Origin of the sequence: Delftia lacustris (genome assembly GCF_040267515.1) — a bacterium.
Lineage (GTDB): Bacteria > Pseudomonadota > Gammaproteobacteria > Burkholderiales > Burkholderiaceae_C > Comamonas > Comamonas tsuruhatensis.
This window is the reverse complement of sequence record NZ_CP141274.1, coordinates 6,562,221-6,586,256: the sequence shown is the minus strand read 5'-3', so window position 1 is coordinate 6,586,256 and position 24,036 is coordinate 6,562,221. Positions and strand designations below refer to the sequence as shown.

At 68.9% G+C, this 24,036-nt stretch carries 22 protein-coding genes; 10 read left to right on the top strand and 12 right to left on the bottom strand.

Annotated features, from left to right (window positions below; translation table 11 throughout):
• Position 1: 1 nt before the first annotated feature.
• Positions 2–805: a 5-deoxy-glucuronate isomerase gene (gene iolB / locus U6958_RS31555; protein WP_074920846.1), complete on the bottom strand. Its 804-nt coding sequence runs from the start codon at positions 803–805 to the stop codon at positions 2–4.
• The gene (gene iolC / locus U6958_RS31550) at positions 802–2,775 is read right to left on the bottom strand and encodes a 5-dehydro-2-deoxygluconokinase (protein ID WP_074920844.1); all 1,974 of its coding nucleotides are present in this window, start codon (positions 2,773–2,775) and stop codon (positions 802–804) included. Before iolC ends, iolB begins: the two co-directional genes overlap by 4 nt.
• Before the next feature lie 104 nt (positions 2,776–2,879).
• On the opposite strand from iolC, the gene U6958_RS31545 reads away from it, so the two are divergent.
• Positions 2,880–3,779, top strand: a complete 900-nt coding sequence (locus U6958_RS31545) for a MurR/RpiR family transcriptional regulator (protein ID WP_074920842.1) — start codon at positions 2,880–2,882, stop codon at positions 3,777–3,779.
• Positions 3,780–3,815: 36 nt separating this feature from the next.
• Here U6958_RS31545 and U6958_RS31540 read toward each other — a convergent pair whose 3' ends face one another.
• The 6 genes from U6958_RS31540 to U6958_RS31515 all read right to left on the bottom strand — a co-directional run bounded on the left by U6958_RS31540 (position 3,816) and on the right by U6958_RS31515 (position 9,845).
• Complete coding sequence (locus tag U6958_RS31540; RefSeq protein WP_244160436.1) at positions 3,816–4,517, bottom strand: NYN domain-containing protein; 702 nt, start codon at positions 4,515–4,517, stop codon at positions 3,816–3,818.
• Positions 4,518–4,719: 202 nt separating this feature from the next.
• Positions 4,720–5,718 carry an L-threonylcarbamoyladenylate synthase gene (locus U6958_RS31535; protein ID WP_074920838.1) on the bottom strand — a complete coding sequence of 333 codons (999 nt, stop codon included), beginning with the start codon at positions 5,716–5,718 and terminating at the stop codon, positions 4,720–4,722.
• 11 nt (positions 5,719–5,729) lie between these two features.
• Positions 5,730–6,896, bottom strand: a complete 1,167-nt coding sequence (locus U6958_RS31530) for a 5-(carboxyamino)imidazole ribonucleotide synthase (RefSeq protein WP_017404019.1) — start codon at positions 6,894–6,896, stop codon at positions 5,730–5,732.
• Positions 6,893–7,390 (bottom strand): 5-(carboxyamino)imidazole ribonucleotide mutase, encoded by a 498-nt coding sequence (purE, locus tag U6958_RS31525; protein WP_016449129.1) that lies wholly within the window; start codon positions 7,388–7,390, stop codon positions 6,893–6,895. Before purE ends, U6958_RS31530 begins: the two co-directional genes overlap by 4 nt.
• A gap of 83 nt (positions 7,391–7,473) precedes the next feature.
• A complete protein-coding gene (locus U6958_RS31520; RefSeq protein WP_074920837.1) occupies positions 7,474–8,862 on the bottom strand; it encodes a hypothetical protein in 1,389 nt (462 codons plus the stop codon).
• Entirely contained in the window at positions 8,859–9,845 is a 987-nt protein-coding gene (locus U6958_RS31515) for an ABC transporter ATP-binding protein (RefSeq protein WP_074920834.1), read from the bottom strand. The genes U6958_RS31520 and U6958_RS31515 overlap by 4 nt, the downstream gene beginning before the upstream one ends.
• Positions 9,846–10,113: 268 nt before the next feature.
• On the opposite strand from U6958_RS31515, the gene trxA reads away from it, so the two are divergent.
• A complete protein-coding gene (gene trxA, locus U6958_RS31510; RefSeq protein ID WP_016449132.1) occupies positions 10,114–11,070 on the top strand; it encodes a thioredoxin in 957 nt (318 codons plus the stop codon).
• Positions 11,071–11,133: 63 nt separating this feature from the next.
• On the opposite strand, the gene U6958_RS31505 is transcribed toward trxA, so the two are convergent.
• Positions 11,134–11,940 (bottom strand): aminotransferase class IV family protein, encoded by an 807-nt coding sequence (locus U6958_RS31505; RefSeq protein WP_074920929.1) that lies wholly within the window; start codon positions 11,938–11,940, stop codon positions 11,134–11,136.
• Positions 11,941–12,039: 99 nt separating this feature from the next.
• Between U6958_RS31505 and U6958_RS31500 the strand changes: the two genes are divergently transcribed.
• Entirely contained in the window at positions 12,040–12,951 is a 912-nt protein-coding gene (locus tag U6958_RS31500; RefSeq protein ID WP_074920832.1) for a LysR substrate-binding domain-containing protein, read from the top strand.
• Positions 12,952–12,954: 3 nt separating this feature from the next.
• Here U6958_RS31500 and U6958_RS31495 read toward each other — a convergent pair whose 3' ends face one another.
• On the bottom strand, positions 12,955–13,851 hold the full coding sequence (locus U6958_RS31495; RefSeq protein WP_074920830.1) for a LysR family transcriptional regulator: 897 nt from the start codon (positions 13,849–13,851) through the stop codon (positions 12,955–12,957).
• Positions 13,852–13,945: 94 nt separating this feature from the next.
• On the opposite strand from U6958_RS31495, the gene U6958_RS31490 reads away from it, so the two are divergent.
• On the top strand, positions 13,946–14,806 hold the full coding sequence (locus tag U6958_RS31490; RefSeq protein ID WP_074920828.1) for a DMT family transporter: 861 nt from the start codon (positions 13,946–13,948) through the stop codon (positions 14,804–14,806).
• Between the two features lie 29 nt (positions 14,807–14,835).
• Here the strand turns inward: U6958_RS31490 and U6958_RS31485 are convergent, their stop codons facing one another.
• Positions 14,836–15,420, bottom strand: a complete 585-nt coding sequence (locus U6958_RS31485) for a DJ-1/PfpI family protein (protein WP_016449139.1) — start codon at positions 15,418–15,420, stop codon at positions 14,836–14,838.
• Positions 15,421–15,562: 142 nt separating this feature from the next.
• A complete protein-coding gene (locus tag U6958_RS31480) occupies positions 15,563–16,486 on the bottom strand; it encodes a phosphoribosylaminoimidazolesuccinocarboxamide synthase (RefSeq protein WP_016449140.1) in 924 nt (307 codons plus the stop codon).
• 364 nt (positions 16,487–16,850) lie between these two features.
• Here U6958_RS31480 and hpf point away from each other — a divergent pair, with 364 nt between their 5' ends.
• The 6 genes from hpf (at position 16,851) to U6958_RS31450 (ending at position 24,034) form a co-directional block, all read left to right on the top strand.
• Complete coding sequence (hpf, locus tag U6958_RS31475; RefSeq protein WP_016449141.1) at positions 16,851–17,210, top strand: ribosome hibernation-promoting factor, HPF/YfiA family; 360 nt, start codon at positions 16,851–16,853, stop codon at positions 17,208–17,210.
• A 155-nt stretch (positions 17,211–17,365) separates the two neighbouring features.
• Positions 17,366–17,839: a PTS sugar transporter subunit IIA gene (locus U6958_RS31470; protein ID WP_016452020.1), complete on the top strand. Its 474-nt coding sequence runs from the start codon at positions 17,366–17,368 to the stop codon at positions 17,837–17,839.
• A gap of 32 nt (positions 17,840–17,871) precedes the next feature.
• Entirely contained in the window at positions 17,872–18,828 is a 957-nt protein-coding gene (gene hprK, locus U6958_RS31465) for an HPr(Ser) kinase/phosphatase (protein WP_016449143.1), read from the top strand.
• Positions 18,829–19,060: 232 nt separating this feature from the next.
• Positions 19,061–21,238 carry a TonB-dependent siderophore receptor gene (locus tag U6958_RS31460; protein WP_074920826.1) on the top strand — a complete coding sequence of 726 codons (2,178 nt, stop codon included), beginning with the start codon at positions 19,061–19,063 and terminating at the stop codon, positions 21,236–21,238.
• 4 nt (positions 21,239–21,242) lie between these two features.
• Positions 21,243–23,009 (top strand): enterochelin esterase domain-containing protein, encoded by a 1,767-nt coding sequence (locus U6958_RS31455; RefSeq protein WP_074920823.1) that lies wholly within the window; start codon positions 21,243–21,245, stop codon positions 23,007–23,009.
• A gap of 14 nt (positions 23,010–23,023) precedes the next feature.
• Positions 23,024–24,034: a siderophore ABC transporter substrate-binding protein gene (locus U6958_RS31450; protein ID WP_074920821.1), complete on the top strand. Its 1,011-nt coding sequence runs from the start codon at positions 23,024–23,026 to the stop codon at positions 24,032–24,034.
• Positions 24,035–24,036: the final 2 nt, after the last annotated feature.

Genomic DNA, 24,036 nt, shown 5'->3' with positions numbered 1-24,036 from the left:
GTCAGCGCGGCCGCAGCATCCATTCGTGCGCGGGATCGTTGCGAAAGGCCCAGCGCCGCTCGGGCCCGGCCATGGTGTTGAGGTAGTAGAGGTCGTAGCCGTGCGGGGCCACGCAGGGGTGGTAGCCGCGCGGCACCATCACGGTGTCGCGATGCTCCACCGCCATGGCTTCGTCGATGCTGCGGTCATCGGTGTAGACGCGCTGGAAGGCAAAGCCCTGGCTGGGGTTGAGCAGGTGGAAGTAGGTTTCCTCCAGCACGGTCTCGGCGTCCGGCGCGGCGGGGTCGGCGCTGTCGTGCTTGTGCGGCGGATAGCTGGACGAGTTGCCTGCGGGCGTGATGACCTCGACCACCAGCAGGGACTCGGCCGCCTCGGTCTCGGGCAGGATGTCGCAGACATGGCGCGTGTTGCTGCCCTGGCCGCGCACGCTGCGGCGCATGCTTTCGGGCGCGATCACGCGCGTGGCATGGCGGCCCGTGGCGGGTGCGGCGCTCAAGGCAACGTCGGCCGGGCTGCGCGCCGTGATGCGCAGGCTTTGGCCGGGCGGCACGTACACGGCCGTGGGCGCACTCTCCTCGAACACGCTGGCGCGGCTGCCCAGGGCGCTGAACGCCTGGCTGCCGACTTGCACATCCACCTGGCCGGTGAGCACGGTGATGCAGTATTCAAGCGGTCCCGTGGAAAACTCCTCCTGCTCGCCTGCCTGCAGCCTCAGGGCCTTGAAGTGGATGTGCTTCCAGCCCGCGCTGGCGGGCGTGATGTCGGTGACGATGCGGCCGGGCGCGGCCTTGACGAGCAGGCTCATGCTGCAGTTCCTTCGGTGATGTCCTGGGAGGTTTCCACGCGGCTGGCATCCCAGCCGGCGATCAGGGCACGGAAGTTGGCGGCGACGGCATCGCGCAGGCCGGCATCGTCCAGCTCGTTGCGCAGCCACTGCAGGGCCGGGCCGGCCCAGACGCTGCGGCCGATCATGAAACCCTTGACCACGGGCGCCCGCGCCTGGGCAAAGCCCTGCACCAGTTGCTCCACGGGCTGGGACAGCCCCAGGATCACGGCGCCCCGGCACCAGGGGTCGCGTTCGTTCACCAGGGCGTCCAGCGCCTCCCAGTTTTCGCGCGCCATGGTGCCGACCTTCCACCATTCGGGCCTGAGGCCGAGGTCGTAGAAGTGGCGTATGGCGCGTAGCACGGCCTCGCCCCGGTCGTCGGGCGCCAGCGTGTCCTTTGGCGGGATCACTTCCAGCAGCAGCTCATGGCCGCTGGCGCGCGTGGCGGTCCAGACCTGCTGCAGCCAGGCATCCTGCTCGGCGCGCAGTGCGGGCGTGTCGTCGGGGTGGTAGAAAACCAGGCATTTGACGGTATGGCTTTGCGGCCAGTGCAGCAGTTCGGAGGCCAGCGAGTCCGTGCCGTCAAAGCGCAGCGGGCGCGAGCCCGGCAGCTCGATGGGCCGGCCTATCCACCAGCCGCGTCCCGTGGCGTCGTGCAGCGCGGCCTCGCCCAGGTCGTGCCGGCCGTCGATCAGCACGCCCATGCGGCCCGCGTTGCCCGGATCGCGCTCGACCTGGGCGACCACCTCGTTGATCAGCCGCTTGAGCGGGCGCAGCCGCGCGGGCGCTGCGCCGGCCTCGCGCGCCAGATCGTCGAACTGGCTGCGGTGGTCATAGGCCAGCACGCACAGCGCGGGCCACTGCGGCCGCGCGCGGCTGACGCGGTGCAGGTGGGACAGCTCGGGGTCCTGGTCGGGACGCGGATGGCGGTGGCCCGAGAACCAGTGCGCCAGCTCGGCCTGCGTGGGCATGGCCGGCGCGCAGCCATGGCGCGAGACCACGATGGCGCCGCAGGCGTTGGCAATCGCCGCAGATTCGGCCAGGCTCTTGCCGCGCAGCAGCCCCGACAGAAGGCCGGAGGCAAAGGCATCGCCCGCGCCCAGCACATTGAGCACTTCCACGCGTTCGCCCGGCACCGTGGGCGCCTGGTCGATGGCATCGGGCACCGCGCCTTCGATCAGCGAGCAGCCCAGCGGCCCGCGCTTGACCACGAAGACGGCGCGGCTGCATTCGCGCACGCGGCGCAGGCTGGCGATCAGGTCACCCTCCACGCCGCCGGCGATCAGCCATTCCTCTTCGGTGCCGATGATGAGTTCGAACGGGCCCAGCTCGGCCTGCAGCCTGCGGCTGACCTCGGCGCTGGCGACATAGCGTGTCTCGCCGTCGCCCCGTCCGGTCAGGCCCCACAGCACGGGCCGGTAGTCGATGTCCAGCACGCGCACCAGTCCGTGGCGGCCCGCGATCTCCAGCGCCCTGCGGCTGGCGGCCAGCACGCCGGGCGCGCTCAGGTGGGTGCCCGTGATGGCCAGGCAGCGGCAGCGGGCCAGGAATTCCTCGCTGATGGCTGCGGCGTCCAGCGCCATGTCGGCGCAGTCCTCGCGGGCGAACAGCAGGGGGAAGGTCTCCTGGTCCTTGATGCCCAGCAGCACCATGCCGGTCAGGCGCCGGGCATCGACCTGCACCTGGCTGGTGTCGCAGCCCTCGCGCTGCAGCGTCTCGACCAGGAAGCGGCCGTTGTGCTCATTGCCCACGCGCGAAATCATGGCCGAGCGCAGCCCCAGGCGCGCCGTGCCGAAAGCCATGTTGCCGGAGGAGCCGCCCAGGTACTTGGCAAAGCTGCTGGCCTCTTCCAGGCTGCAGCCTGTCTGCTGCGCGTACAGGTCCACGGCCAGACGGCCCAGGCAGGCCACGTCCAGCGGACGGTCGGAGGGAAAGTTCAGCATGCTCATCGTCATAGGCCTGTGCGTTGCGAGGGGCCCGGGGCGTGCGGGCCTCCCCATAATCGTTGCGTTCGTGCGATCATAGATCGAAATAGAAAATATTTTCCACAAATATGAAAAATAGAAAAACACCAGCCGATGCGGGCGCCACTGCGGCCTGCGGCCCCTACGCCGACCGCGCTGCCTTCCTGGACGTGCTACGCCAGGGCTTCGAGGCGCTGAGCCGCCAGCTCAAGGCCATAGGCCGGCATGTGGAGATGCAGGGCGACCGCCTGGCCTTCGACGGCATCCAGGCCACGGCCGAACAGTGCGGTGTGCAGCCTTCTGCCGTGGTGCGCTTTGCCAAGCATTTCGGGTTCTCGGGGTACTCGGAACTGCAGGCGCTGTTCCGCGCCGATGCGGCGCGCCAGCTCTCGGCCCAGCATGACTACCAGGACCGCATCCGGGGCCTGATCGCCTCGGGCAACGAGCCACGCAGCAGCGCGCGCCTGGCGTACGAGGTCATCGAAGGCAGCATCGAAAGCCTGCAGGCCCTGCAGCGCGGCCTGCCGCCCGAGCAGTTCGAGGCGGCGGTGGACCTCATGCTGGATGCCCCCTCGCTGTGGCTGGCCGCCTCGCGCCGGGCCTTCCCCGTGGGCGCCTACCTGGCCTATGCGCTGCAGCACACTGAAAAGCCCGTGCACTGGCTGCACGGCCTGGGCGCCATGCAAAAGGGCGAGCTGCGCGCGCTGTCGCCCGGCGACGTGATGCTGGCCGTCTCCTTCGAGCCCTATGCGCCCGAAACGCTGGAGGTGGTGGACGCGGCCCTGGCACGCGGCGCGCGCCTGCTGGCGTTGACCGACAGCCAGCTCAGCCCCCTGGCATCCCGCGCCACCGTCACCCTGCTGGCCCAGGACGCAGCCACCTTCGGCTTTCGCTCGCTGAACAGCACGCTGACCCTGGCGCAGTCGCTGTTCCTGGCGCTGGCCTACCGGATGGAGCTGGCGTACGAGCCTTCGGGGAAGAGGTCTTAGGCGGCAGCATTCCGCCCAGGGCCGCTTTGTGGGGGTTCACCAATGCGCAGGCTTGCCGGCTGGTTTTTTCCGCGTCTGCACGTTCAGCGGCAACTGCGATTGCGCCAGCTCGTCGTCCCTGATGTGATGGCGAACCCAGTGCGCCAACGCCGTCAAGCGCTTGTTGGGCACTTTGCCGTCTGCTGCGGTCCTGTCGCGCAATGGCATGACCAGCCCCAGCCTGGCGGCGGGCACGTCCTCGCGCAGCATGCGCAGTGCGGGTTCCACGTCACTGTCGTTGGAGCAGATCACCAGCTGGTCGCATTCGCCACGTACTGCATCACGGTAGGCGTGCAGCGCAAGGTTCACGTCGGTCTGCTTTTCTTCGATCATCCAGACGCGCGACACGTTGTTCTTGCTCGGGTTGGCGCCCGCTTGGTAGCTCGGCAGGGATGTGGGTTCGAAGACGTGGAAGCCGTTGACGATCTGGATCAGGCCAGGGTCTTGTGCCTGAAGGGCGCGAAGGTACTGGGTCTGTGCCTGGACCGATGCCTCGCCATGCCGGGCGTACGAGGCTTTGACGGGGGCCGTGAAGTACTTGATGGCGACAACCTCTGCGCCAGGGTCTTGCGGCAGCAGGATGCGATCACGAAACAGCGCAGCAATGTCCAGCCACTTGTACGGCGTGCCCTTGAGCCGCGAGTAGTAGAGGTTGTAGCCGTCAATGTAGATGGTTGTTCTGGTCGATGTCCAAGCCACCAATGAAAAGACCACCTTGCGGTGGCCTTTTCGCCCTAAGCCTGAGCCAACTGAATGACACCGCGAAGGGATTTTGTAGCGCGATTCTAGCAACTCCTGCCATTCAAAGGCCTGGAACGGCGCCTGTTCCTGCGCCGCACGCCGTTGGACAGGTGCGCGGGTTGAGGCCCGATGCGGCACTGCAGTCCCGGGGGAACCTCTTCTACCCCGCAGCCGCCGCGCGCAGCAGCCGGTCGCGCACGCCTTCCCAGTCCGGCGTGTCGGGCGGGGTCTCGATCCAGATCAGCTGGGCGCCGATCTCATCGAAGTCGCGCAGGGCGCCGAACAGCTCGCGCGCGGTGGCGGCGGCGTCGGCGGGCATGGCGCGCAGCGTGACGGCGCGCGAGGCGGTGCGCAGCGGTGCGCGGTGGTAGACGGCCAGGTTCCGGGCGTCGGCGCCCAGCACGTCCAGCCCGGCCTGCAGCTGCCTTGCATCCATGAGCCGGACCTTGGCGTTGGGCGCGTAGTGGGCCAACAGCGTGCCGGAGGCGCGTGGCGTGTTCTCCAGCAGCTCGTCCTTGGACAGGGGGCGCTGGCCGCAGGCGCGCTCGATGTCGTCGCGCGTGATGGCGCCGGGGCGCAGCAGCACGGGCACGCCGCGCGTGCAGTCCACGATGGTCGATTCAATCCCCACTTCGCAGGCGCCGCCGTCCAGCACCAGCAGCGCGTCACCAAACTCGTCGGCCACATGGGCCGCCGTGGTGGGGCTGACGCGGCCGAACTTGTTGGCGCTGGGCGCCGACACGCCCCAGACGGGCGGCTGCAACTGCTGGCAGGCGGCCAGCACGGCATGGGCGACGGGGTGGGAGGGGCAGCGCAGGCCCACGCTGTCCTGGCCGCCGGTCGAGGCCCGGGCGGCCTGGGGCAGGCGCGGCAGGATGAGGGTCAGCGGGCCGGGCCAGAAGGCGTCGATCAGCTGCTGCGCGAACAGCGGCACTTCACGTGCGTAGCGCGTGATGGCGCCGCTGTCGGCCACATGCACGATGAGCGGATGGTTGGGCGGCCGGCCCTTGGCAGTGAAGATCTGCGCGACGGCCGCGTCGTTGTCGGCATCGGCCGCCAGGCCGTAGACGGTTTCCGTGGGCAGGCCCAGCAGTTCGCCGCGCTGCAGCGCCTGTGCGGCGGCCTGGACAGAGGCCGCCAGCGTTCCATCAAGAATCATCGCGCGGGCCTTTAGAACGGCTCTATACCCAGGATGGCAGCGGCCTGCAGGGCGGTGGAGCGCACGGCCTCGGGCGTGGGGCCGGTGACGTTCAGGTGGCCCATCTTGCGGCCGCGCTTGGCGTCGTGCTTGCCGTACAGGTGCAGGTGGCAGCCGGGCAGGGCCAGGACCTGGTCCCAGGCCGGCGCCTGGGCCTGTTCGCCGTCCTTGAACCACAGGTCGCCCAGCAGGTTCAGCATGATGGATGGGCTGTGCTGGCGCGGCTGTGTCAGCGGCAGGCCGGTCATGCAGCGCACCTGCAGCTCGAACTGCGAGACATCGCAGGCGTTCTGGCTGTAGTGGCCGCTGTTGTGCGGGCGCGGCGCGATCTCGTTGACCACGAGCATGCCGTCCTGCAGCACGAAGAATTCGACGCACAGCACGCCCACGTAGTCCAGGCCGTCGGCCACGGAACGTGCGGCGGCCAGCGCCTGCTCGACCTGGGCCTGGGGCAGGTTGCCTTCGTAGACCTCGGTGACGGAGAGGATGCCCTCGCGGTGCAGGTTGCGCTGCACGGGCAGGTTGACCATGGAGCCGTCACGGCCGCGCGCCACGATGACCGAGCATTCATGGGCCAGCGGCAGCATCTTTTCCAGCACGCAGGCCACGCGGCCCAGTTGCTCCCAGGCGGTGGCCAGCTCGGCGGCGTTCTTCACGCGCACCTGGCCCTTGCCGTCGTAGCCCATGCGCGCGGTCTTGAGGATGCCGGGCAGCAGGCTGGCGTGCACGGCGGCCAGCTGGGCCGGCGTCTCGATCACCGCGTAGGGCGCGCAGGGCACGCCGCAGCGCACGAAGTGGGCCTTCTCCTGGGCGCGGTCCTGGGCAATGGCCACGGAGGAGCCGGCCGGCGAGACCGGCCGCTGGGCGGCCAGCAGGTTCAGCGCCGCGGCGGGCACGTTCTCGAATTCGGTGGTGACGGCGGCCGACAGGCGCGCCAGCTCGGCCAAGCCCTGCGGGTCCTCGTAGCCGGTGCGTATGTGGTGGTGGCTTACCAGGCCCGCGGGGCTGGTCGGGTCGGCGTCGAGCACGGCCGTGAAATAGCCCATGGCCTGGGCCGACTGCACGAACATGCGGCCGAGCTGGCCGCCGCCCAGAACGCCCAGGGTCGCGCCGGGCAGGATCACTTCAGCGGCGCTCATGCGGCCACCGAGGGAAGCGTCATGGCACGCGCGGCGGCGGTCTGCTCGGCGCGGAAGGCTTCGAGCTTCGCCCGCAGGGCCGGGTCCTCATTGGCCAGCAGGGCCACGGCGAACAGGGCCGCATTGGCTGCGCCGGCCGCGCCGATGGCAAAGGTGGCCACGGGCACGCCCTTGGGCATCTGCACGATGGAGTGCAGCGAGTCCACGCCCTGCAGGTGGCGGCTGGCCACCGGCACGCCGAGCACGGGCACCACGGTCTTGGCGGCGATCATGCCGGGCAGGTGTGCGGCGCCGCCGGCGCCCGCGATGATGGCCTTCAGGCCCCGGCCTGCGGCGGCCTCGGCATAGGCGAACATGTCGTCGGGCATGCGGTGGGCCGAGACGACCTGGGCTTCATGGGCGATGCCAAATTGCTGAAGAATGGCAACTGCGTGCTGCATGGTCTCCCAGTCGCTGCTGGAGCCCATGACCACACCGATCTGGATGGAGTTCATGTCGTGAGGGCGCCTGCGGCCCGGCCTAGTGGAACCCGCGATTTTACTTTTTTAGTCCGGATCGGCCCGCATCCCCCTGCAAATCACCGCACAGCCGTGTGCTGCTCGCGCGCAAAACCCAGCACACGCTGGCGAAACACATGGGCCAGCCAGGCCAGGGCCACCGCCACCTGCACGGCCAGCGACAGCCACATGCCGCTGGTGACGGGCTTGGTCAGGCCGGCTGCCAGCGGCTGGGCCAGCATGGCGGCATCGGCCCCGGCAAGGCCAAAGGCCAGCAGCGGCAGCACGATGTTGACCAGCAGCCAGGTGACGGCGAACGCGGCCAGCGGCGACTTGATGCGCCCGGCCAGCAGGGAAAAGCCCGTGGCCAGCGCGGCATCACGCAGCAACTGCGCCGTTGCCAGTGCCGCCAACTGGGCTGTACCGGGCAGGATGGGCTGGCCGCCTGCGGGCCACAGCAGCCACAGCGCACAGGCCAGCACGGCCAGCAGCCAGCTCACGGGCCACAGCGGCAGGGCCTCGAGCGCGCCACGCCAGCGCCCCTGCAACACGCACCATTGCACCTGGCGCCAGCTGCGCAGGCCTTCGTCCATGCCGTGCAGGCAGACATAGGCCGTGCCCGCCAGCGCCAGCCCCGTGGTCCATGCGAAGAAGGAGGTCGGGCCGGGGCCCTGCAACTGCATTGCATCGAGGTGCATGCCGCCAAAGGCCAGGCCCGCCACGCACAGGCCCAGCGGCCAGGCCCAGGGCAGGGTGCGCACATCCAGCCGCGTGCACAGCAGCCGCCACAGGGCCAGCAGGCCCAGCCCCAGCGCGATGGCGCCGAACAGGTAGATGGCGCCGCGCCCGTGCAGCGGTAAGGACCACCACAGCACAGGGCGGCCTTCCTCGCGGCCCAGCTGCTCGGTCAACCGGCCCAGGATGGGGCCGGGCAGCACCATCACGAACAGCAGCGGCACCAGCACGAAGCGGATGCGGCGCGCGGGTTGCTCCTTCGGCCCCCAGCCCATGAGCACGGAGTGCATGCTCCAGGCCTGCAGGGCCAGGCCCCACAGCGCGGCCTGCAGCACGGCGTGCACGCCCCAGGCCAGCCCGCCCGGCTGGCCTGCCGAGGTGGCCAGCACGGCCAGCGCGCACCACAGCATGTACAGCCAGGCCGGCAGCGGGGCGCCCAGCAGCTTGCCCCAGGCCATCTGCCAGGGCGTGAGGGCTGACAGGCGCTGCCAGTCCCAGGTGTGCTGGCGCGCTTCCTCGTTGAGGCCGCGTCCGGCCAGCACGCTGCCCAGGCCGGCCGCGGCGATCCACATGCCGACCAGGGCGGCGATCAGCAGCGTGTGCAGGCGGCGGTCGGGCTGGACCAGGGCCATTGGCGTGGCCAGCAGCAAGGCGGTGAGCAGCAGGCTCCAGCCCAGCTGGGACGGCCGCCAGTTGAGCCAGAGCTGGCGCTGGAATTCGGGGTTGTGCGTCATGGCTGCTCCGCAGGCGTGGGGGTTGCTGCGTTCTGCAGGCCGCGCGCATAGCGGTCCTGCAGGCGCTCGCGCACCGGGGCCAGGCTGGCCACGGGCAGGCCGGTACCGACCAGGCGGGCCAGCAGATCGGCGCGCTCGCGCGGCAGGGTGGGCAGCCACAGCTGCAGATGCACCAGGCCCTGTTCATCGGGCGGCGGCACAGGGGTGTCGGGAAGGACCAGATGCAGCTGCCGTGCCAGCGACCCGGCCGAGGCACCCGGGGGCGGCGCCAGCTCCAGCGCGTACAGTGCCAGCGGGGCATCGTCGCCGGCGGCAGGTGCCTTGATGCCGCCGTGCAGGGCCTCGTGGCTTTCCACGCGGCCGCCGCGCAGGCTCAGGATGTGGGTGCAGTACTCGTCCAGTTCGCTGAGGATGTGGCTGGAGACGATCAGGGTCATGCCCTGGGCCTGCAGCGCACGCATCAGCCGGGACAGGCTGGCGCGTGCCTCGGGGTCCAGGCCGCTGGCCGGCTCGTCCAGCAGCAGCACGCGCGGCTGGTGGACGATGGCCTGGCCGATGGCCACGCGCTGGCGCTGGCCGCGAGACAGCTCGGTGGGAAGGCGCTCCAGCAGATCGGCCAGGCCCAGCTGCCCGGCCACGTGCGCCACGCGCTGCGGCGCCTCGGACGGGGGCACGCCCATGGACAGGGCTGCGTACTGCAGGCAGCGCCGCACGCTCAGGCGGTCATAGAGGCCGAAGAAATCCGACAGATAGCCCAGGTGCCGGTGCACTTCGCGGGGCTGCTCCTGCACGGCAATGCCATGCACCTCGACCTGGCCCGACAGCGGCTGGTCCAGCCCGGCGATGCAGCGCATCAGCGTGGATTTTCCGGCGCCGTTGGGCCCTACCAGGGCCGTGACGGTGCCTGCGGCGATATGGACGCTGACGCCGTCCAGCGCGCGGTGGCCCGGGTACTCGAACACCAGCTGCGAAACCTTGATCAAGGCGAGCCCTCCCTCATTGTGTTGATGGCAGGCCGCAATGGCGGCTCAGCGCGCCAATATAGCCCAGCGCTGCCGCGCCTCGTCCCCGGCCGGGCGGCTTGAAATGCACGCAGCCGGCTCCCAACTGGGGTGGTTGCCGTCCATGGCGCCCACGCCATGGAATTGCTGGAGAATCACACGGTCCGCATCGGAGGCATCCGGCCGCCGAACTCCGAACCGCCACAGTTCGCGCGCCCTGGCCGCGCGCCTTGCCACAGGGTCTGATCACATGATTGATGTCACCATTGAGAATTTCGAAGCCGAAGTCGTCGCCGCCTCCATGCAGGTGCCGGTGCTCGTCGACTTCTGGGCGCCCTGGTGCGGCCCGTGCAAGACGCTGGGCCCCATCCTGGAAAAGCTGGAAGTGGCCTACGAAGGCCGCTTCAAGCTGGTCAAGATCGATTCCGACCAGGAGCAGCAGCTGGCCGGCATGTTCGGCATCCGCTCCATCCCGACCTGCATCCTGATGATGGGCGGCCGGCCCGTGGACGGCTTCATGGGCGCCCAGCCCGAAGGCAAGCTGCGCGAGTTCCTGGACAAGCACCTGCCCTCCGAAGGCGAGCTGGCGGCCGAGGCCGAAGCCGACGAGGCCCACCAGCTGCTGGAAGCCGGCGACACGCAGGCCGCCCTGCAAAAGCTGGCCGATGCGCTGGCCGCCGACCCAGCTAACGACGATGCGCGCTTCGACTACGTGCGCCTGCTGATCGCCACGGGCGGCTACGAAGAGGCCGGCGCCCTGCTGACCGAGCCGCTCAAGCGCATTCCCCAGCCCACGCGCTTCGAGGCGCTCAACCAATGGCTGCAGTGCATGCTTTTCGTGCACAACGACGATCGCGGCAACTGGGAGTTTGCCCAGTTCGATGCCGTCATCGCACAGAACAAGCGCGACTTCGACACCCGCTTCGGCAAGGCCCAGGCCCTGGCCGCCGAAGGCCAGTGGGCAGCCAGCATGGACGAGCTGCTGGAAATCATCATGCGCGACAAGGAATGGAACGGCCAGGCCGCGCGCAAGCTCTATGTGGGCATCCTGGAGCTGCTCACACCCCCGAAGCCCAAGAAGCAGGACGCCATCCCCGGCAAGAGCAGCGGCGGCATCGAGCTGCTGGGCAAGGGCGCGGCCGAGCAGGACGAGGCCACGCAGCTGGTCAACGGCTACCGCCGCAAGCTCAGCATGGCGCTGAACTGAGTCCGGCCGCACGCCAGTGAAGAGACGGGGAGCCTTGCGGCTCCCTTTTTTCATGGCGAGGGCTCAGGGTGCAACCGGCTCCTCGGCCGCATGCGCGCGGTGCAGCAACTGCACGAAGCCGGGCGCATCCGGCAGATGCACCTCGGCCAGGCGCCTGACCGCAATGCCGGGGGACCATGAATTCATCACCACGGCGCCGGCCATGTCGGGCAGGTCGGCCAGGGTCAGAACGGCCTCGCGCTGCGCCACGCCCATGCGCTGCAGCTGGCGGCGCAGCATGGACTCGGTCGTGCCCGGCAGCACCTGGGCGCGCGGCCAGACCACGGCATCTCCATCCCAGAAGGCCAGGTTCCAGATGGTGGCCTCGCCAATACGGCCGTGGCGATCGGCAAAGGCGGCATCGTCAAAGCCCTGGGCTACGGCGCGACGCAGCAGATGCGTCTTCGCCAACTCGCCCACATGCTTGAGGTGGGGCAGCATGCGTTCATGCTCGAACAGCGCCAGGCTCAAGGGCCCGGCAGGGCCCGAGGCGGGTGCCGAGGTCCGCACCAGCATGCGCGGCCGCGCATCGGCGGCCGTGAATTCACCGGCAGGCGAGTACACCGTGGCGGTCAGCGACACATCCTGCGGACCACCGGCAAGCGCCGCCCTCAGCTGTGCCTGGACATGGTCATCGGACAAGGCCTGGCCGTACAGCTCCAGCGAGGCCTGGCGCAGACGCTGCAGATGCAGGTCCAGCCCGCGCAGCCGGCCGCCGCGCACCTGCATGGCCGTGAAATGGGCATGGCCTGCAAAGGCCAGGGCGGCGAGTTCGGCCGCCGTAGCGGGCTGCCCATCGATAAGGCTGGTGAAGAAAGAGGCGGTTTCCATGGATTCATCCATCAACAAGTTTTCTTGATTGTTCGATGGCGGTTCCAAAAGAGGAAGCAAGTAGTATTCGATGCTCCATCAAGAAAGATTTGAAGATCCATGCGCCAGCTTCCACCGGGCACACGCGCCCTGCGCAGCTTCGAGGCCGCAGGGCGCCACCTGAACTTCACGCGTGCGGCCGACGAACTGGGACTGACCCCGGCGGCGGTCAGCCACCAGATCAAGGAGATGGAGGAACAGCTGGGCCTCGTCCTCTTCACGCGCAACAGCCGCAGCATGCAGCTCACGCCCGCAGGCAGCGTGCTGCTGGAGGCCACGGCCGAGGCGCTGGGCCTGCTGCGGCGCGCCACCGGTCGGGCGCGCCAGCTGGCCCGGGGCGAGACGCGGCTGCGCCTGTCGCTGGGCGCGCGCTTTGCCACGCAGTGGCTGCTGCCCCGGCTGCCGCGCTTTCGCGCCGCGCATCCGCAGATCGAACTGAGCTTTGACATCAGCGACGAGGTGCGCGACTTCGACGCCGATGACATTGATGCCGGCATCCGCTTCGGCACCGGCCGTGATCCGCACACCCTGGCGGTGCGCCTGTTCGACGCCAGGGTCATCCCCGTCTGCAGCCCGGCCCTGCTGCAGTCCGGCCCGCCGCTGGCCAGCCCCGCCGACCTGCTGGGCCACACGCTGTGCCACGTGGACTGCATGGTGGACGGCCAGGTCTGGCCGAACTGGCCGATGTGGATGGCGGCGGCCGGCGTGGAGGGCCTGGACGCAGGCCGCTGCATCGCATTCACCGACTCCAGCCATGTCGTGCAGGCCGTGCTGGACGGCGGCGCCGTGGGCCTGGTCGAGCAGGACCTGGTGGCCGAAGACCTGGCCCGTGGCCGCCTGGTGCGCCTGTTCGACATCGCCGTGGGCCTGGGCCCGGCCTATGCCTACCACCTGCTCTACCCCCGGCGCAGCCAGGGCCAGCCGGCCATCGAGGCCCTGCGTGCGTGGGTGCTGCAGGAGGCCGGACTGTAGCGCCTACTTCCGTACGGGATCGGCAAATCGCATCAACCCGCGCACCACGGCCTGCACGGCCGGGTCTTGCTGCGAGGCGCTGCGGCAGGCCAGGCCCAGCGGGCGTGTCAGGGCGGGACTCAGCCCGCGCTGCTGCAGCGTGCGGCTGACGGCGTCCATGGGCTCCTCGCGTGGCAGGACCGTGGGACCGTGGCCTGCGGCGACCAGGGCGCGTATGCCTTCGGGATAACTCATCTCCATGCGCGGCTGGGGCAGCAGGCCGGCCTGGGCAAACCATTGCGACAGCAGGCGGTGCATCTGGGTGCCGGCGGCAAAGCCTATCCAGGGCTGGGCGTTGAGCCATTCGGGCGTGATCTGGTCGGGCAGCGGCATCTGCGGCGGCGCGAACAGCTCCATGGGGTCGTTGCGCCAGGCCAGCACCTCGAGCCCCGCAGCCACGGGCTGGGGCAGACCGACCAGGGCCAGGTCCAGGCTGCCGGCCGCCAGGCGCTGCATGGCCTGGGCCGAGCTCACGACTTCCAGGCGCAGCTCCACGCTCGGTGCGTGCTCGGCCAGCCATTGCAGCAGTTCGGGCAGCAGCAGGGGGCTGACGCCGGCCGAGGCGCCTATGCGCACGCTGGCGCCAAAGCCCTCGGCACGCTTGCGCACCTGGCGCAGCAGGGATTCGCTGTCTGCCAGCAGGCGGCGTCCGCCTTCGGCCAGCAGTTCGCCCGCAGGCGTCAGCTGCGCCTGGCGCTTGCCGCGCACCAGCAGCGGTGTGTCCAGGCGCGCTTCCAGCTCCTGGATGTGCAGGCTGACGGCGGGCGGCGACAGGTGCAGGGCCTGGGCGGCGGCAGCCAGCGTGCCCAGGTCGGCCACGGCCTCCAGGGTCTGGAGCTGGTCGAGGTTCAGGCGTCGCATCAGGTTTCCTGAAGATAAGGTTCCGAAAATTCGACTTTATCTAATCTGGGTGTGAATCCATCATCCCGTCCCGTATCAGGAACGAGGCCATGGAATGGAATTGAGCAATGCAGTGCTGGCCGCGGCCCTGGGGGCCGCGCTGATGAATGCGGGATGGAACAGCGCCATCAAGCTAGGCGGTGACAAGATGGTCGCCATGGCGCTGACCACGGGGCTGGCCAGCCTGTGGTCTCTGCTGGTGCTGCCCTGGCTGGACTGGCGTGCGGCGGCGCTGTGGGATGCATCGGTGTGGTGGTGGCTGGCGGCCTCGGTGGCCGTGCACACCGCCTACCACTTCGTGCTGCCGCGCGCCTACCAGCATGGCGAGTTCGGCGTGGTCTACCCGGTGGCACGTGGCAGTGCGCCACTGTTCGTCACGCTGGGCGCGGCGCTGCTGGCCGGTGAGTGGCCGGGCGCGACCGGGCTGGCCGGCGTGCTGTGCCTGTCGCTGGGCGTGCTGGCGCTGTCGTTGCGCAGCGGCGCGGCCAGCGGTTATGGCGGCAGCGGCCATGCGCTGGCCACGGGCGCCATGATTGCCTGCTACACGGTCATCGACGGGCTGGGTGCGCGCGCATCCGGTTCCGCGTTGCTCTATGCGGCCCTGCTCACGCTGGGCGATGGCCTGGCCACGGTGCTGATCGTTGCCTGGCGGCGCGGTCCTGCCGTGCTGCGCGCCGATGCACGCACCTGGCGCCTGTGCGCCCTGGCCGCCGCCATGCAGCTGAGCGCCAGCTGGATGGCGACCTGGGCGCTGTCGCAGGCGCCCATGGGGCTTGTGTCTGCACTGCGTGAAAGCAGCGTGCTGTTTGCAGGCTGGATTGCCGCCTGGCTGATGCGCGAGCGCCTGGGCCGCGTGCGCATGCTGGCCTCGTCCCTGGTGTTCGGCGGCATCGTGCTGGTGCGCTGGGGCGGCTGATCCGCCCGGCGCCAACGGCGGCTGCGTGCTCAGCCGTGGCTGATGCGCGTGCCCAGCAGGGACAGGAACTGTGCGATCCAGGCCGGATGGGCCGGCCAGGCGGGGGCGCTGACCAGATTGCCTTCGGTGTGCGCCTGGTCCACGCCGATGTCGGCGTAGGTGCCGCCGGCCAGTTCGACCTCGGCACGGCAGGCCGGGTAGGCCGAGCAGGTGCGGCCCTTGAGCACGCCGGCGCCGGCCAGCAGCTGGGCGCCATGGCAGACGGCGGCCACGGGCTTGTTGTTGTCGAAGAAGTGGCGCACGGCGGCGCGCACGGCATCGTAGTTGCGCAGGTATTCGGGGCCGCGTCCGCCGGGGATCACCAGGGCGTCGTACTGCTCGGGCTTGATGTCGGCGAAGCTGGCGTTGAGCGTGAAGTTGTGGCCGGGCTTTTCGCTGTAGGTCTGGGCGCCCTCGAAATCATGGATGGCCGTCTTGATGTGGTCCCCCGCCTTCTTGTCGGGGCAGACCGCGTGCACCGTGTGTCCCACGGCCTGCAGGGCCTGGAACGGGACCATGGTTTCGTAGTCCTCGCAGTAGTCTCCGCAGATCATCAGAATCTTCTTGCCGGCCATGTGCTTGCTCCTTCGAAAAAAGTCAGAGGGAACAAGCATTGTGGCAGTGTCGGTGACGCCAACGTGACCGGCTGCAGAAACGGGCCCGCGTAATGAAAAAGAGAGCCGAAGCTCTCTTTTGCGGGGACAGGCAGGCGGCAGCTCAGGCCGTCAGGCGCTGCAGCGCTTCGCGGTACTTGGCGGCCGTCTTCTCGGTCACCTCCTGGGGCAGGCGGGGCGCCGGGGCGCTCTTGTCCCAGGGCTTGCCGTTGACCTGGGCCTGCTCCAGCCAGTCGCGCACGAACTGCTTGTCGTAGCTGGGCGGGTTCTCGCCCTTGGCCAGCGCCTGGGCATAGCCTTCCACGGGCCAGTAGCGCGAGCTGTCGGGCGTGAGCACCTCGTCCATCAGCACCAGTTCGCCGTTTTCGTCCAGGCCGAATTCGAACTTGGTGTCGGCAATGATCATGCCCTTTTCGAGGGCGATGGCGGCGGCTTCCTTGTAGATGCGGATGGCTGTATCGCGGATCTGGGAGGCCAGCTTCTCGCCGACCATCTCCACCGTGCGCTCGTAGGTGATGTTCTCGTCATGGTCGCCCATCTCGGCCTTGGCGGCCGGCGTGTAGATGGGCTCGGGCAGCTTGGCGGCGTTGGTCAGGCCTTCGGGCAGGGGAACGCCGCAGACCGAGCGCGATTCCTGGTATTCCTTCCAGCCGCTGCCGGCCAGGTAGCCGCGCACCACGGCCTCGATCAGCACGGGCTTGAGGCGCTTGACCAGCATGGAGCGGCCCGTGACCTGGGGCACTTCGGCGGGCGTGACCACGGATTCGGGCGCTTCGCCAGTCAGGTGGTTGGGGCAGATGTGGCCGAGCTTGTCGAACCAGAACAGCGCCATCTGCGTCAGCAGCTCGCCCTTGCCGGGGATGGGCTCGCCCATGATCACGTCAAAGGCCGAGAGGCGGTCCGAGGCCACCATCAGGATGCGGTCATCGCCCACGGCATAGTTGTCGCGCACCTTGCCGCGCGCGAGCAGCGGCAGCGAGGCAATGTTGGAAGTGTGCAGGGCGGAGGGACGGGACTGGGTGGTCATGTGAGGCAAGGGGCAATCTGGCAAAGAGGCTGCAGGGGCCGGAGGGCTGCAAGCGGCACGCGCAGGAGCGCGATTCTACCCAACGGCGCCTCACGGTGACGGACGGCCTGTGGCCACCCCCACCCCAGGGGCGCAGCCTGGCAAACCCGCCGATTGTGCGCCCAATCGCATGGCGCGCAAAACCCGCCTCCAAGGCCCTGCACCGTCCTGCGCTATCGGCTTGCGGCGTTGCTTTTGACCCGACCCGGGCGCATAGTGGATTCGCAAGCAAACGAATGCGCATTCCGGCCTGCAAGCACCTGTCCCGGCGGATCGTCCCCCGGTGGACCGGGCTGTTTCCATCCAGAGCAAGGAGTGTTTAGATATGAATCTGACGATTAGTGGGCATCACCTGGAGGTCACTCCCTCGCTGCGCAGTTACGTCATGGCCAAGCTCGAACGCATTCTTCGACACTTTGACCAGGTGGTGGATGTCAAGGTCTTGCTGACCGTTCATAACCAGAAGGAGAAGGAAAAGCGCCAACGTGCCGGTTGCACGCTGCGCGTCAAGGGCCAGGATCTCTTTGTCGAAACCTCTCACTTCGACCTTTATGCCGCCGTCGACGCGCTGGCTGACAAGCTGGACCGCCTCGTGGTGCGCTACAAGACCCGCCAGCAGGGCAGCCGCTACGGCACGGCCAAGCGGCTCGATGATGCTGGACTGACCCTGGCGTCAGTCGGGTGACAGGTAAGGCGCCGGCCCTGTGCGGGCGCTTACAATACCTGCGTTTTTGTGGCTGATGTGCCACGCACGACCACCGCCCTTCGGGGCGGTTTTTGATGGGGGTCAGGGTTTCCCCACGGTTTCCGGCACTGCGGTGCATAATTGTTTCCCGAACCATGAACCGTCTTGCCTCCATCCTGCCCGCCGCTCAAGTGCTCGTGAGCGTCGACGTCACCAGCAAAAAGCGCGCTTTCGAAGAAGCAGGTCTGCTATTCGAGAGCCTGCATGGCCTGTCCCGCGCACTCATCACCGACAGCCTCTTCGCGCGTGAACGCCTGGGCTCGACGGGGCTGGGCCATGGCGTGGCCATTCCCCACGGTCGCATCAAGGGGCTGACCGCTCCGATGGCAGCCGTGTTCCAGCTGGACCATCCCATTGGCTTCGATGCGCCCGATGAGCAGCCCGTAGGCCTGCTGATCTTTTTGCTGGTGCCCGAAGCGGCGACGCAAAAGCATCTGGAAATCCTTTCTGAAATCGCCGAACTGCTCAGCGACAGCCAGCTGCGCGAGCGGCTGAAGTCCTGCGGCGATGCGGCCCGGCTGCATGGAATGATTGCCGGCTGGCAGTCTTCCGCCGCTCCGCTGGTCTAGACTTTCGTCTTCCCCTTTTCACGGGCCTTGCCATGAGACCCAGTGCCATCAGCGCCGACGTCCTTTTCGAGGAGTTCCGCTCCAGCCTGCGCTGGGAGTGGGTGGCGGGCCTGGGGGCCTCGGAGCGCCGCTTCGACGAGATGGCCGTGCGCTCGGCGCGCTCGGGCGCCGATCTCGTCGGCTACCTGAACTACATCCATCCCTACCGGCTGCAGGTGCTGGGCGAGCGTGAGATCGCCTATCTGACCAACGCCACGCCGCAGGACTGCCAGCGCCGCGTGGCACGCATCGTCACGCTGGAGCCGCCCGTGCTGGTGCTGGCCGATGGCCAGACGGCGCCCGAGGCGCTGCTGTCCATGTGCGAGCGTGCCCACATTCCCATGTTCGCCACGCGCGAGCAGTCGGCCTTCGTGATCGATGTGCTGCGTGCCTACCTGGCCAAGCATTTCGCCGACCGCACGACCATGCATGGCGTGTTCATGGACATCCTGGGCATGGGCGTGCTGATCACGGGCGAGTCGGGCCTGGGCAAGAGCGAGCTGGGGCTGGAGCTGGTGACGCGCGGCAACGGCCTGGTGGCCGACGATGCCGTGGACCTGTACCGCATCAACCAGACCACGATCGAAGGCAAGTGCCCCGAGCTGCTGCAGAACCTGCTGGAGGTGCGCGGCATCGGCCTGCTCGATATCCGCGCCATCTTTGGCGAGACGGCCGTGCGCCGCAAGATGCGTCTCAAGCTCATCGTGCACCTGGTGCGCAAGGAAACCATGGAGCGCGAATACGAGCGGCTGCCAGCCGAGCCGCTGACGCAGGACGTGCTCGGCGTGCCCGTGCGCAAGGTGGTGATCCAGGTGGTGGCGGGCCGCAACATCGCCGTGCTGGTGGAGGCGGCCGTGCGCAATGCCATCTTGCAGCTGCGCGGCATCGACACCTACCAGGAATTCGTGCAGCGCCACCGCCGCGCCATGGAACGCGGCGACACCTTCTAGCGGTCTGCGCCGTCGTGGCGTCCGGCGGCCTGTTGCCTGGCCCCCACTGTTTTCCCCGGGATTGTTTGCGGACCGTGCGCCCATGTTTGCGCGCGGTGCGTTGTCGTTGTTTTCTCAAATAAGAATAATTCTCATTTTCTATAATTCGGGCAGATGCCGTATCCGGCCTGTGTCCCGACGGGCTGCGGGCCTGGATGCGGCGCATTTTCTTCCGCCTTGAAAGCCCTCCCGGATGTCCTCTCGTTCCCGCACCGGCCTGCCGCGCGCAGGCGCTGTCAGCCCCTTCGCCCCCGTTTCACCGTTCCACGGCCTGGGCACCATCGCCCGTGTCTGCGCCATGGTTGCCGCTGCCGCTTTGCCCGCCGCCTCCTGGGCGGCCGACGCCGAACTGGGCGAGATCACGGTGCGCAGCACCACCGATCCCCAGGCACTGCCCACCGTGGCGCCGGGCGGCCAGGTGGCCAAGGGCGCGGGCCTGGGCGTGCTGGGCCAGCGCGATGTGATGGATACGCCGTTCAACATCACCTCCTACACGGCCGAAGGCATTGCCGACCAGCACGCGACCACGCTGATGTCGGTGCTGGAAAACGACCCCTCCGTGCGCTTCACCACCAACACCGGCCACGCCTACGAGAACTTCACCATCCGCGGCCTGGGTGTGAATGCCTCGGAACTGGGCTTCAACGGCCTGTACGGCCTGGCGCCCGATGGCCATGTGCCCACCGAGATGATCGAGCGCGTGGAAGTGCTCAAGGGCCCGGGTGCGCTGCTGAGCGGCATGACGCCGGGCGGCGCCGTGGGCGGCACCATCAACCTGGTGACCAAGCGTCCGCTGGCCCGGGACCTCACGCGCGTGACCACCATGTTCAGCAGCTCCTCGCAGCTGGGCCTGCAGGCCGATGTGTCGCGCCGCTTCGGACCGGAACGCCGCCTGGGCATACGCATCAACGGCAGCACCTCGGGCGGCGATACCGAGATCGACGGCCAGAACCGCCGCCATGGCCTGGGCGCACTGGCGCTCGACTACCAGGGCGACGGTTTCACGCTGGGCCTGGATGCCTACAGCTACCGCTCCACCATCCGTGACGGCAGCCCGATGATGGTCAGCATGCAGAACCTCAAGCAGGTGATTGCAGCGCCCGACGCCAAGACCAATCTCTTCCCGGGCATACGTGCCCAGCAGCAAAGCGATGCGCTGATGCTGCGCGGCTCGGTGGACCTGGGGGCGGACTGGACGCTGTTCGGCTCGGTGGGCAGCGGCAAGCATTCCTATGACGGCATGCTCAACGGCACGCGCGTGGTGCTGCGCGCCCAGGGCGACGGCTCGGCCGTGGGCCAGACCTACAACCAGTACGGCTACACCGACAGCATGGCGGCCGAGTTCGGCGTGCGCGGGCGCCTGCGCACGGGCAGCGTGAACCATCTGCTGGTCGCCTCCGTGAACTGGATGAACCAAAAGGGCGGCCGCGCGGCCGTGGCCACCAGCGCCAGCTACATCACCAACATCTACGACCCTGCGCCCATCACACTGGCCGGCCCCTACGGCGCCATCAAGCAGGAGCGCGACGACGTGCTCAGCAGCCTGGCCCTGGCCGACACGCTGAGCTGGGGTGGCGACACCGTACAGCTCACCGTGGGCGCGCGCCTGCAGCGCGTGAACCAGAAGATGGCGCGCTATGACGAACATGCCATCTCGCCCGCGCTGGGCCTGGTGGTCAAGCCCTGGGGCGATACGGTCTCGCTGTACGCCAACCATGTGCAGGGCCTGAGCGCGGGCTCCATCGTCGGCGCCACCTACGCCAATGCCGGCGAAGTGTTCGCGCCCTACAAGACCAAGCAGTTCGAGATCGGCGCCAAGTGGCGCACGGGTGATTTCACGCAGACGGTCTCGCTGTTTCAGATCGAGCGGCCTTCGTCCGTGGTGGAGGCCGCGACCAACCGCCTGCTGATGGATGGCGAGCAGCGCAACCGGGGCCTGGAGTGGAATGTGTTCGGCGAGCCGCTGCGCGGCACGCGCGTGCTGGGCGGCCTGGCCTATACGCAGGCCATCCAGAGCAAGACCCAGGGCGGCGCGCGCGACGGCTACGGCGTCTACGGCGTGCCGCGCTGGACGGCCAACCTGGGCGGCGAGTGGGATGTGCCCGCGCTGCCGGGCGCCACGCTCACCGGCCGCCTGATCTACACGGGCGCGCAATGGGTGAATTCGGCCAACACGCTGAAGATGCCCAGCTGGACCCGCGTGGACGTGGGCGCACGCTATGCCACCCGCATCGCGGCCAAACCCGTCACCTTCCGCGCCACGGTAGAGAACCTGTTCGACAAGTCCTACTGGGCCGGCAGTTTCAACGACAACTTCGCCACCACGGGCGGCCCGCGCACGGTGCGTGTCTCGGCCACGGTGGACTTCTGACGCCATGGCACAAGCTGCACGACAAGGCCTGTGCCTGGCCGCCTCGCTGCTGTGCCTGCTGGGCGCAGCCGTCCATGCCGCTGAAGACATGACGGCAACCGCATCGCGGCAGGCCCTGGCCGCACGGTCGGGCACGCTGGCGCCGGGCCAGGCGGCCACAGGGGTTCTGGCTGCCGGTGGGCGCGAGTCCTGGCGCGTCGATCTGCCCGCCGGCCATGTGGTCCAGGGTGAATTCGAGGGGCAGGGCGTGGCCCTGGACCTGGAGGATGTCCAGGGCCGGCACCTGCGCCGCCTGGCCAGGCCTGATGGCGGCGCCCAGTCGCTGATGTGGGTCACGGAGGGAGCCGGACGGCAGCGGCTGGTGGCCAGGCGTGTGGCCCTGGCTGACCCCGGTTCCGGCGGTGAGGCGCAAGAAGCGGGGCGCTTCGCGCTGCGGCTGACCTCCAGCCTGGCGCCTGCCGGCAACAAGGCCTCGGCCACCTCCGAGCCTCCGGCACTGCAAAGCCCGCGGCTGCGGGCTCTGGCGCAGGCAATCCAGCGCGGCGCGGGTGCTGGTGTGGCTGCCGACGCCTTCTGGCGGCGCGTGCAGGAGGAAGGAACACCCATGGTCGAGCCCCTGTCCGAGGGGCACTCCCTGGTCACCTTCCTATGGCGCGGCCAGCCGCGTGCGGGCATGCAGGGCGTGCGCCTGTTCGGCAGCCCGGCCGGCAACCATGATCCGCTGCAGCATCTGCCCGGCAGCGATGTCTGGTGGGCCAGCTTCCGCATGGCGGACAACGCCAGGCTCAGCTACCGGCTGGCGCCCGATGTGCCGCTGATCGAAGGCTCGGCCATGGAGCAGCGCCGCGCCCTGCTGGCCACGGCGCAGCGCGATCCGCTCAATCCCAAGACCTTCCCGCAGCCGCCCGAGGGCGGCTTCATCGATGTCTTCCAGGGCGCCTCCGTGCTGGAGCTGCCCAAGGCGCCGCCCCAGCCCTGGGTGGTGCCGCGCGCGGGCGTGGCCCAGGGGGCGCTGGTGCAGCACCGCCTGTCCAGCCGCGTGCTGGGCAACAGCCGCAATGTCTGGACCTACCGCCCGGCAGGCGGCCAAGCGCCCGAGGCGCTGCTGGTGCTGTTCGACGGCAATGCCTATGCAAAGCAGGTGTCCACGCCCACCCTCATCGACAACCTCATGGCCGACGGCCTGATCCCGCCCACGGCCGTGGTGCTGGTGGACAACGCCAGCCCGCAGGCACGCGGCAGGGAATTGCCGCCCAACACCGCCTTCGCGCGCTTTCTGGATGAGGAGCTGATGCCCTGGGTGGGGGAGCAGGGCCTGGGCCAGCCTGCGGCGCGCACGGTGATCGGCGGCTCCAGCTTCGGCGGCTTGGCCTCGGCCTATGCGGGCCTGGTCAATGCGCGCTGGTTCGGCAATGTGCTGAGCATGTCGGGATCGTTCTGGTGGTCGCCGGCCGGCGAGGTGCCGGGCTGGGTGCAGCGCCGCTATGCCCAGGAGCCGCGCCAGCCCGTGCGCTTCTATCTGGATGCAGGCCGCTACGAGCGTGCACGCGGCGGGCAGGACGGCATCCTGGAAACCAACCGCCACCTGGCCGACGTGCTGCGCGCCAAGGGCTACGAGGTCACGCAGGCCGAGCATGAAACCAGCCATGACTACCTGCAATGGCAGGGATCGCTGGCCTGCGGCCTGGTGGCCCTGCTCAACCCCGGGCGCTTTGCCCAGGGCCTGCCGGCCTGCGAGCGCATGCCGGACAGCACGCCCGCACTTCCCTGAGGCCGCCAAGGCCAATGTTTGAACTTCCTGGCGATACAGCAATCATTGAAAGAATGAACACCTTGAATGCAAATCATTCCCGGCGCCACATCCTGGCGACGATGGGCCAGGGCGCGGGCATGCTGGTCACGCTGCCTCTGGCACTGTCCATGGCCCATGCGCAGACGGCAGCGGTCGGCAAGACCGTGACCGTGCCGCACGCCAAGGGCGAGGTCCAGGTGCCCTTCAAGCCCGTGCGCGTGCTGGTGTTCGAGCTGGCGGCGCTGGACACGCTGCAGGCGCTGGGCGGCGAGGTGCGTGGCGTGCCCGAGTTCAAGATGCCGCCGCTGCTGGACCGCTATGCCGATGCGAAATACGCACGCATCGGCAGCCTGTTCGAGCCCGACTACGAGGCCGTCAAGGCGCTGTCGCCCGACCTCATCATCGTGGGCGGCCGCTCCGAGGCCAAGTACAAGGAGCTGTCGCGCTTCGCCCCCGTGCTGGACCTGAGCGTCAGCGACCAGCACCAGATGGCCGATATCTACCGCAACATCCGCACGCTGGGCGCCGTCTACGGCCTGCAGGACAAGGCCGAGGCCGAGGTCCGGGCCGTGGAGCAGGCCATCGCCGCGCTGCATGGCAAGGCGCAGAACGCGGGCAAGGGGCTGGTGCTGCTGACCTCGGGCGGCAAGCTCAGCGCCTACGGTCCGGGCTCGCGCTTCGGCATGCTGCACGATGTGTTCGGCGTGAAGCCGGCCATCGACAACCTGACGGTGGCGCGCCATGGGCAGGTGGTCTCCTTCGAGTTCCTGCTCAAGACCAATCCCGACTGGCTGTTCGTCATCGACCGCGACGTGGCCATCGGCCAGGATGGCAAGACCGCCCAGCAACTCCTGGACAACCCGCTGGTGCGCGCCACCAAGGCCTGGCGCGGCAAGCAGGTGGTCTATCTGAACGCAGCCAACTGGTACACCCTGTCCAACGCCGGGCCGGGCGCGCTGAAGGCCAATATCCAGCAACTGTCGGATGCCTTTGCCCGCACATGACG